The organism is Brevibacillus sp. SYP-B805 (assembly GCF_011059135.1).
Classification (GTDB): Bacteria; Bacillota; Bacilli; order Brevibacillales; family Brevibacillaceae; genus Brevibacillus_F.
Genome location: NZ_JAALGD010000006.1, coordinates 209,375 through 217,741, shown reverse-complemented (window position 1 = coordinate 217,741; position 8,367 = coordinate 209,375). Strand labels below are relative to the sequence as shown.

Here is an 8,367-nt window from a genome sequence, read left to right as displayed (position 1 = left end):
TCGAAATGTTTTATAATACGAAAAGAATGCATTCCGCATTGGGTTATATGAGCCCAGTGGAATATGAAAAACAACATTCATAACAGATTGGTCTTAACTTCGTGTCAAGTAAATTAGGGAAAGTCCAGCTTAAAACAAGGCTTTCTCAACAATCAGAGGAGACTCTTTGAGTCTCCTCTGATTGTTTAATAATACATCTTTGATGATTAGGCACTCGCAATGGGTAATCCTATTCTCTCCTGATCAATTAAATATCGACGTATATATATTTCAAGGCATTCAGGTGTCTCTGCATAAGGAGAAAGAATTGAAAGTAAGTTACCAGATAAGTTTAAAGTATTTTTTACTTTTTCTTTAAATAATTCGGGTGATTTTTTATTTGCGTCAGATGCAATCTGTTCAAGTATCTTTTTTAAAAATAATATTTCAAATTTACCTCTAAATGTTTTTTGGCGGTCAACAGACCCAAAATGTATCATTTTGGTGTTAAGTTCTTCTTCGCTAAATTCTCCCACCTCAGGGAATATTTTTTGAAGATCATCTAGACTATATTTTTGACTTACTTGGCCTAGCTTAATATCGACCAATCTATAAAATACTTCCTTCTTTAGATTTTCTTTTAAATTTAATTTAGTGACGTTAGGATTATTCTTTTGTCTTTCTTTATGACATGCAATCCACGCGTTCAATAACAGAACTGCATCATGGAATTCTTGTTGCCTTTTAACATATAAATCTACAACTTTATTAAAATCTTCGTCTACATTAGTTAATTGAAATTCACATTTTAAAATTCTTTCGAAGACTTCTCTAGAAGTATATAAATTTTCAATTGAGTAGCATGGAGTTTCGTATATTTTTGGATCATTAATTGATTCATCAAAGTCCCTGTCAACAAAATAGAATACTTTAGCTTCTAGATATTCTTGACTTTCAGATATCATCTTTACTAACCTTAAAACTCCATCTTTTCCAGAACATCTAAAGAAATGAAAATTTGTTTTATATGTTTGATAGATTCTTGGTCCGTAATATACACTGTCCTCTCCCTCTACAAAACAATAAAGATCATTTTTATTATCTTTGAATAGACTCACAAATTTTCGAAATACCACTACATGACTATCTCTTCTTTCTCTTAATTTATCAGCATAATCCATAAGGTTCCTCCGAAATATACGAACTTAGACCCTTTGCATATATATCAAGGTCATTTTCAAAAATAAATGGAGAATGGGTTACTACAAACATAAATGAACATCTCTTGGAGTTTAAAATATCAGGCAGTAATTGACTCTGCCAATCAATTGATAAGGAAAGTTCTGGTTCGTCAAACAAAATAATAAATTCTTTATTAGAGTCAAGAAATATTCTTGAAAATAACGATACAATTTGCTTTTCACCCGATGAAAGTTTACTTATGTCTATTTTTCTACCATTTTGCTTAATACTAATCTCTACTGAACTCTCATCATACTCAACTTTTTTCCCAACTAGATACTTATTACAAATTTCAGCAAATTGTTGGATTGCTTCATCTTTTTCCCGCTGCTGTTGATAAATTTTTATAAGATTTGAAAGAAAATACACTAATGGTTCATAAGTAGTATTACGTAGTAGATCATTTTTTATTAGGTCATCTATTCTTTCCTTGTACTCATCACTAATATTGTTACCAACTCTATCTAAGACAATTTTAAGAGCGTCTCTTTGGATACTGTTAATCATTTCTTCGGTTACATTAATGCCCGATATTAGTTGGCTCAACATTTCACCGTTTACCTTCGAAAACCATTGAATAGCTGAGTCTTTAATTTCTTGAGTTATTCTCTTAAATGCTCTTTCAACATCTGTCATTCCAAATTGAATTAATTTTCCATTATACTCCTCAATACCAAGTTTATGTAAGTCTTCTTCAATTCTTCGGTAAGTAGGGAAATAAAATATTTCACAGTTAAATTCCGATTCAATAATATTTTTAAAGTTGTTAATATAATCATTTGTTTCACGACTTGAGTCACTCGTTATAAATTTCTTTATCTCCTGATATACCTGTTTTTCATTTAAATCAGTTCTCCTAGCCAATCTTTCAACAAATATATGAGGAATTCTCCCCATTTCCTTATGCCTAAGTAAGTCATGCCACTCCCTATCACTTAAGTAATTCCGTAAATATTCAATATTCGTACTCGGAAAATACATTTCTAATTCCGACTTATTAATCTCAATATAATTGCCTGAATAAAACTCTAGTCTAATTGTCTCAAAATCAATATCCTCTAATTTTTCAAATTTACATGCAAGTGTATAATACAGAATATTCAAAATGGTCGTCTTCCCGATACCATTTTCTCCCACCAAGATTTTAATGTTCTCATTAAACGGAATTTCTATGTTTTTGTAACCAAACAGGCCCTTTATAGAAAAGTGCTTTAGTTTTAAAGTTTTCAAGTTAATCCCTCCTTAATTTCAGATCTACAATAAAATACTTACCAAAAAATTGCAATTATTTTTTCGAATACTGAAAATGCTGTTTGGAACCACGTAATTTCTGGGTGAAACCCTTGAGACCATACTGTGACCACAAGGCGTTTTCACCCCCATTTTTTGTCCCGACCACAAAATGAAAAATCAAAAACCCTTGATTTCTCAAGGGTTTCCACTACTTATGTATGGTGATCCGGACTGGGTTCGAACCAGCGACCCCCACCCTGTCAAGTAGCGATTGGGGTCCCGTTAACCCACCCCGTTTTGTCGCCCCGCTTGTCCATCTCCGGAAATCACGTTAGTCCAACGATAGTCCATTCGTTAGTCCCACACGCATGCTCATTCCCGTGACAATTATAGCGTATAGGACCGGATTACTGCAAATTTTAATGGCGACACCCATCGGTTTTCTCCTTCATCTTTCTTAGTCTTGATAACCTTCTTTCGAATGATGTCTCTTCGACGACACTTCGAGCGATTGCGTCTTCAACTACCAATATCGCAGACTCGATATTGCCAATCCTTTCATAAAGTAACGCCAATTCTTTAAATGCAGGATACCCAGGAAGTGTTCTCCATCCTTCCGCTTTAATTTTTTCATAAAAAATTTCGTGAATAGCCATGTCCTTTTTTAGACATTCCTCCAATTTTTGAAAATAGTTTGGATCTTGCTTCCACAACCGTTTATACATGTTCCACCACGCTAAGTATATATAGTGTAATTCCGCGTAGTCTCCCACTCTCACAGCTTCATTTTCCGCCATTTGAAATAGCGATTCCTTAAAATCCGTATCCATAGCTGCTGTTGCAAAAAGTCGTAAAAGGCTTTGCTTGCTCATTGTCGAATCCGAGATGTTGGTTTTATCCACAACATCAGGGCTGGAGTTTATTGCATACTCAAATGCTGATCTACATTGGCTTCTCTGATCATCCGTTAACGACAACCACCAACTTTCCATGCCCAAAAATTTGATATACCCCTTCGGCCTTTCCCTTTTAAAAGGGTTCCAAACCATAAGATCACCTCAGGGGTACTTTTCAACGGAAACATATTCAATTCCTTTATAAAATACCTTGACTAGCCATCTTCGCCATGAACACCGTATGCTGCGCGTCACCCACCCGTAACACATTGAGCGCGTGGAATCGCGGCATCTTCACGAAATCCTCCACGGTAAACGGCGCAAGCTCCTCCGCCAGCTCCCGGAACGTCTTCTTACTCGCGCGGAACACGTGATAATGCGGACCGGCGCTCCGAATAATCTCCGCCAGGTCGCCCGGTATCTGCTCCCACGAATGAAACAGCCACGCGTAGGCCACCCGCCATTTCCGCGATTCGACCGCCGCTGATCTCCACGTGCGCGCCGATCGAAGGAACTGGTGCGGCTCGTCAAACACGATGAAGAACGGGAATTGATCGGTTTCCTTCCGCAATATCATCGCAAGATCCATCTTGACCGCGAGAAGATTTACGATAAGGTCAACCGATTCGGCCCCGAGCGCTGCTTTTGGAACGTCGATGACCACCGCTTTCTTCTCGCTCATCAGCGCGACCATATCAATCGAGTTGTCGGACGCGAAACACTCCGCCAGATACTCGTCGCCCAGGATCGTATCGAGTCGGTTGTAAATTGGGGCCATCACTTGCGCCCGTTTGGCATCGGTCATCCGCGAAAAGTCTTCGAGCGTTGATCGATGGATCCCGGCGGGCATCTTCGATATCAACTCGTCACGGTACGCCGCGTCCTCAAGTATCCGCATGATTTCCGCTAGCTTCGACGTTTGCATCGCGAAGATCGTCGCGCGGAGATAACGGGCGGTCTGCGCTCCAGCCTCGTCGGTCGCCGTATTGAAGAACGAGATGATCGCGTTAGCCAACCGGTTCCTTGCGCGAGGTGATCGGGCGACTTCGCAGAAATCGAGAGCGAACGGGGTCATGCCGTCAATGCGTATCCGTGTTACGCGGTCACTCGGTAACGCGGCCGCCACCATATCGCCGATCTGTCCTTTCGCGGGATCAATCGCAAGGCCACCGAAACCATTCCGCACGGCCTCGACGAGCAGGTTCGCGCCGAACGTTGTCTTTCCGCTGCCCATTCCGCCAATCACTACGCGCGGCAAGCAGAGTTCATCGTAATTATCCGTTGGCATGTAGACCGTTTGCGCGACGCCCTTATGCGTTACCGTGCCCAACCGCAGGCCGCCCGCCGATATTTCCGCCGGTATTCCTGTTTCGAGTAGGCGGACGTTCTCGATGTGGTAGCGCTCTTGCAACGGTCGCGTCGGCAATAGGAATAGGCGCGAGACTTCCGGTATGCTCATGTAATTGCGCTGCAGACGGAGGCCCATCGTACGCTCCCGCATCTTCCGCCATGTACGGTCTGCATCAGTTTCATTCGCGACCAGGTGGTTGTCTCCGTCAAGTTCACGGAACGCCATCGTGACCATTCGCATGATTGCTTTGGCTCGCGATTTGTCCGCGCACACAACGCCTATGCGCACCGTTACGTCGTACGCGTCCCCTCGCGTCTTATTCAGTGTTTCCGACCGTAATTTGCCGTCGCGAAGGATGGCCGCGCGCTCTCCGCCGTCGATGTTGATGGGTTCCGGTTCCTCTCCCGTCATGAGTTCGGTTACGACCGAAATTGCGCCGAGGACCGTTTTCGTGGCGAGTTTTAACGCGGTCCGGCCAGCCGTCCGCTTGTTCAACGCGAGTTTCTGCGGCATCTCGCCCGCTTTAAACCGTTCGTATGCTTGCGCCGCGCCTTCGTACCAGTCCTTTTCGGCCGGGACCGCGAGCGTCTGCACGTACACCCCGTCAACTTCGTCAAGCGCGTTGATGGTTTCGAGGAGAGACGCCAGAAACGATATTTCGCGCCGGTCCACGCGAATCGCGAACATGTAATGGTAGTTCAATTCGAGCGTTGCCGTTATTTCAGGTCGCGAGGTAAACGGGTCGGCAATCTCCGTAATCGTTACGTTCGGCCACGTTGATTCGATGGCTTTCCGCGCCAGAGATTCGTATTCCCGTAGTACTGTAACGGTAAATGCCGAGTCCTTCCGCGACAATACGGTTTCGAATGACACAAAGGGCGCACGCTCAATTCGGCGCTTGGCCGGGTTCCATCGTTCGAGAGGCGATTGATACACGCAGAGAGTTTGCGCGAATTGCTCGACGGCTTCGTTACTCAAGCGTGCATCCGGTGTTATCCGCAGGTGGACTAGCGCGCCACCATCGCCTTGCCTACGCTCACCAGTATCTGCATGATCGCGGGCGCGAACTGAATCCCGATGTAGCCGATCGCCGCCCACTTCAACATTGCGAGTCCCTTCGACCGCTGGCCGATCATAATGAGCAGGAACCCTCCCGTGATCATGAGAAACGATATCGGGTACGCGAGCCCCTGGGTCAAGTCGATTATAGGATTGAACGCGTTGACGATCTTGTCTGCGATCCCAGACGCTTCCGCGTGCCCCAAGCGCAACACGTATGCCGCCGCTGTTCCCGCAAGGAGAGCGTTGATCGTTCGTTTTTGTCGCGGAGTCAACACACTCCCCATCTCGTCGAAAAAATCGCGCCACGGTATCACCTCGTATCGGTCGCGTTTAAATTTCGGTAAAGCAATCGTCAGAAACACGAATACCTCCCCTTTCCGTTGGGCATAATATCGTTCAAACACATTAGGAGGAATCTCGATGCCGCTTCTCGTTTACGCTGGCTATGCGCTCGTTGCCGGAGGAACCGGACTTCTCGCGCTGAAACTTATCGTTGATCTTACGCGTTAGTCGTAAATCACCGCATCCCCTTCGATTCGATACCGCACCCTAAATCGCTCATCGGCCCCGTACTGTCGCTGAACAAACTCGATGATGTTCGGATTGTTCACGCATAACCTCACGAGTTCTAGCGCCAGAGTCGTCGGATGCTTCTTACACGCGATAGATAAACGTATCAGTTTCGCTTTGGTGTCGTCATCCGGCGTTAGGCCAATCCGTTTGCCTTCGATCATTTCACCGCCTCCTTCCGTTTTTGTAACGAAGATACGCGAAGACGACGTGACTTATGCGTGTACCAAGTAAAAAACAGGCCCCTGCTACGGAATTTCTCCGCGGCAAGGGCCGTTATTTTCCGGAGGCCATACGTAGGGCCAACGCTCGCTTGCGCCTACGCGCTACGCTAGAGCGTATGCGGGAGGTCGCGAAATATGCACGTCTACTGCAAATGGTATCCTTATTTTACGCTGACCACCCGTTCAATATCGATCCAATGAAAGTCCCAGTCATTTACGATCTTTATCCGACGGTTTGCGGCATCTATACGTTGCACCGTGCCGAACACCGATTCAATTACGCCGAGGCCCCCGCGTACCGGCCGCCAATAACTCACGGTAATCGCGTAATCGTACTGGACCGAATCGTATATCCGGAAGTTCATTTCGCCGAACTCCTGCTCGTCGATGATCGGCTTCGGAACGAGCGTTTTGACGTATTCGTGTTCCTCTAATAGTGCGCGATGCTCCGGCAGCATAAATTTCATCGCGAATAAATCATCGAGTTTTCCCATCGATACCCCTCCGCTATAATACGAACATTTGTTCTTATATTATGCGCGAGGAATCCGAAAAGATCAAGCCGTCTCCGCCGAAAATTTGACGTACGCTACCGTAAATCCTCACCGGCAAATCCGGAAACACGAACGCGACCTCTCCGTTCGGTAACGACGTAACTATGTACTCCGCGCCCAAATTGGTTAGTTTGCGGCGGATGTCGGTGGCCTCCCGCCAAGTAACAACGTAATAAAATGACGGATTCACGACGTAACACGCTCCTTTCCGATAGGCCGAGCGTATCATGACGCGTTGGGACAAAAAAAATAAAGCCCCGGCGACGGAGTGTTTCCGCTACCGGGGCGTGAGTTATTCGTTTTTGGTGCGCTCTGCATCAACGTATCCTTCCGCGAGGATATACGCGACCACCGAACCGAGCGCGGTAATCATCGCGGTTACTTTCGTGATTGTGTCGGCGTCTGTACCGAACAGCACGAGGACGCTCGTTACAAAACCTGACAGAGCCAGCCACAGCTTTCTGGACGACAATTTCGCCTTCCAATCGATCATTTACCGGACAGCTCCTTCATGACGTATTCAATCGCGCGGTCGATCAATACAGCGGCTTCCGCGCGAGTCAGCGGATCGGCTGGTTTGAGGTTGCCCTGGCCGTCGCCTTTCAGCACACCCTTCTCGTACAAGGAATCAGCATGGGGCGCAGCCCATTCCATCTCCTTCGGGATATCTTTGAAGTATTTGCTCATGATCAACATTACCTCCGCTCTTGTCGGTTTCATGGCGGTGCCGACCTCCGCTTTGAACCGCGCCCACTCCGCCGGGTTATTGACAAACCAGCGGTGGCAGTCCTTCCAGCCGACAACTTCCTTGTGCAGCCACAGATCGTTCGCGGTCAGGCCGTATCGTTTCAACAGTTGGGCCGCCAGCTTGACGGTCGCGCGCCAAGTCTCTTTCGTCATCCGTCCGTCCCAATCGATGTGTGTACACTCGATTCCGATCGTGCAGTTGTTGGGATACGGTTTTTGGCCGCTGCGGTTCGTATTTAGCCGCGCCCATGCTTCCGGTGTGTAAATCTGCGTCGTCCCGGGCTTATACGGTAAAGACGAGCCAACGTGGTAGGCCATCTCCGCTTCAGGCAGGCATTGGACGACGGTTCCGTCCAAGCATACGATATAGTGCGCGGAACCATATCCGGACTTCCCGAGTTTTCGCCGCTCGAAGAAGTCTCGGTTGTTCTTCGCGGTGCTCTTCGGATTCGCGACCCAATGAATGACGATGCCCTTTACACAACTCAAACGAGTCCCAGGGCGAGAGT

10 protein-coding genes are annotated in these 8,367 nt (G+C 46.3%); 1 reads left to right on the top strand and 9 read right to left on the bottom strand.

The features are described 5' to 3' along the window. Positions 1-5 precede the first annotated feature (5 nt). Positions 6-83, top strand: coding sequence for an IS3 family transposase (locus G3578_RS21385; RefSeq protein WP_165212287.1), 78 nt, complete (start codon positions 6-8; stop codon positions 81-83). Positions 84-206: 123 nt separating this feature from the next. On the opposite strand, the gene G3578_RS10210 is transcribed toward G3578_RS21385, so the two are convergent. The 9 genes from G3578_RS10210 to G3578_RS10170 form a co-directional block, all read right to left on the bottom strand. Next, positions 207-1,160, bottom strand: coding sequence for a DUF4435 domain-containing protein (locus tag G3578_RS10210; RefSeq protein WP_165212229.1), 954 nt, complete (start codon positions 1,158-1,160; stop codon positions 207-209). Next, the gene (locus G3578_RS10205) at positions 1,147-2,451 is read right to left on the bottom strand and encodes an AAA family ATPase (protein ID WP_165212227.1); all 1,305 of its coding nucleotides are present in this window, start codon (positions 2,449-2,451) and stop codon (positions 1,147-1,149) included. Before G3578_RS10205 ends, G3578_RS10210 begins: the two co-directional genes overlap by 14 nt. Before the next feature lie 422 nt (positions 2,452-2,873). After that, positions 2,874-3,452, bottom strand: coding sequence for a hypothetical protein (locus G3578_RS10200; RefSeq protein ID WP_206529607.1), 579 nt, complete (start codon positions 3,450-3,452; stop codon positions 2,874-2,876). A gap of 97 nt (positions 3,453-3,549) precedes the next feature. After that, complete coding sequence (locus G3578_RS10195) at positions 3,550-5,679, bottom strand: ATP-binding protein (protein WP_241254555.1); 2,130 nt, start codon at positions 5,677-5,679, stop codon at positions 3,550-3,552. Positions 5,680-5,708: 29 nt separating this feature from the next. Next, complete coding sequence (locus G3578_RS10190; RefSeq protein WP_165212224.1) at positions 5,709-6,125, bottom strand: pilin; 417 nt, start codon at positions 6,123-6,125, stop codon at positions 5,709-5,711. A 144-nt stretch (positions 6,126-6,269) separates the two neighbouring features. Beyond that, entirely contained in the window at positions 6,270-6,497 is a 228-nt protein-coding gene (locus G3578_RS10185) for a hypothetical protein (protein ID WP_165212222.1), read from the bottom strand. A gap of 221 nt (positions 6,498-6,718) precedes the next feature. Continuing rightward, on the bottom strand, positions 6,719-7,051 hold the full coding sequence (locus G3578_RS10180; protein WP_165212220.1) for a YolD-like family protein: 333 nt from the start codon (positions 7,049-7,051) through the stop codon (positions 6,719-6,721). 352 nt (positions 7,052-7,403) lie between these two features. Further along, positions 7,404-7,604 carry a hypothetical protein gene (locus G3578_RS10175; RefSeq protein ID WP_165212218.1) on the bottom strand — a complete coding sequence of 67 codons (201 nt, stop codon included), beginning with the start codon at positions 7,602-7,604 and terminating at the stop codon, positions 7,404-7,406. Beyond that, positions 7,601-8,347 (bottom strand): N-acetylmuramoyl-L-alanine amidase, encoded by a 747-nt coding sequence (locus tag G3578_RS10170; RefSeq protein WP_241254554.1) that lies wholly within the window; start codon positions 8,345-8,347, stop codon positions 7,601-7,603. The genes G3578_RS10175 and G3578_RS10170 overlap by 4 nt, the downstream gene beginning before the upstream one ends. Positions 8,348-8,367 lie beyond the last annotated feature (20 nt).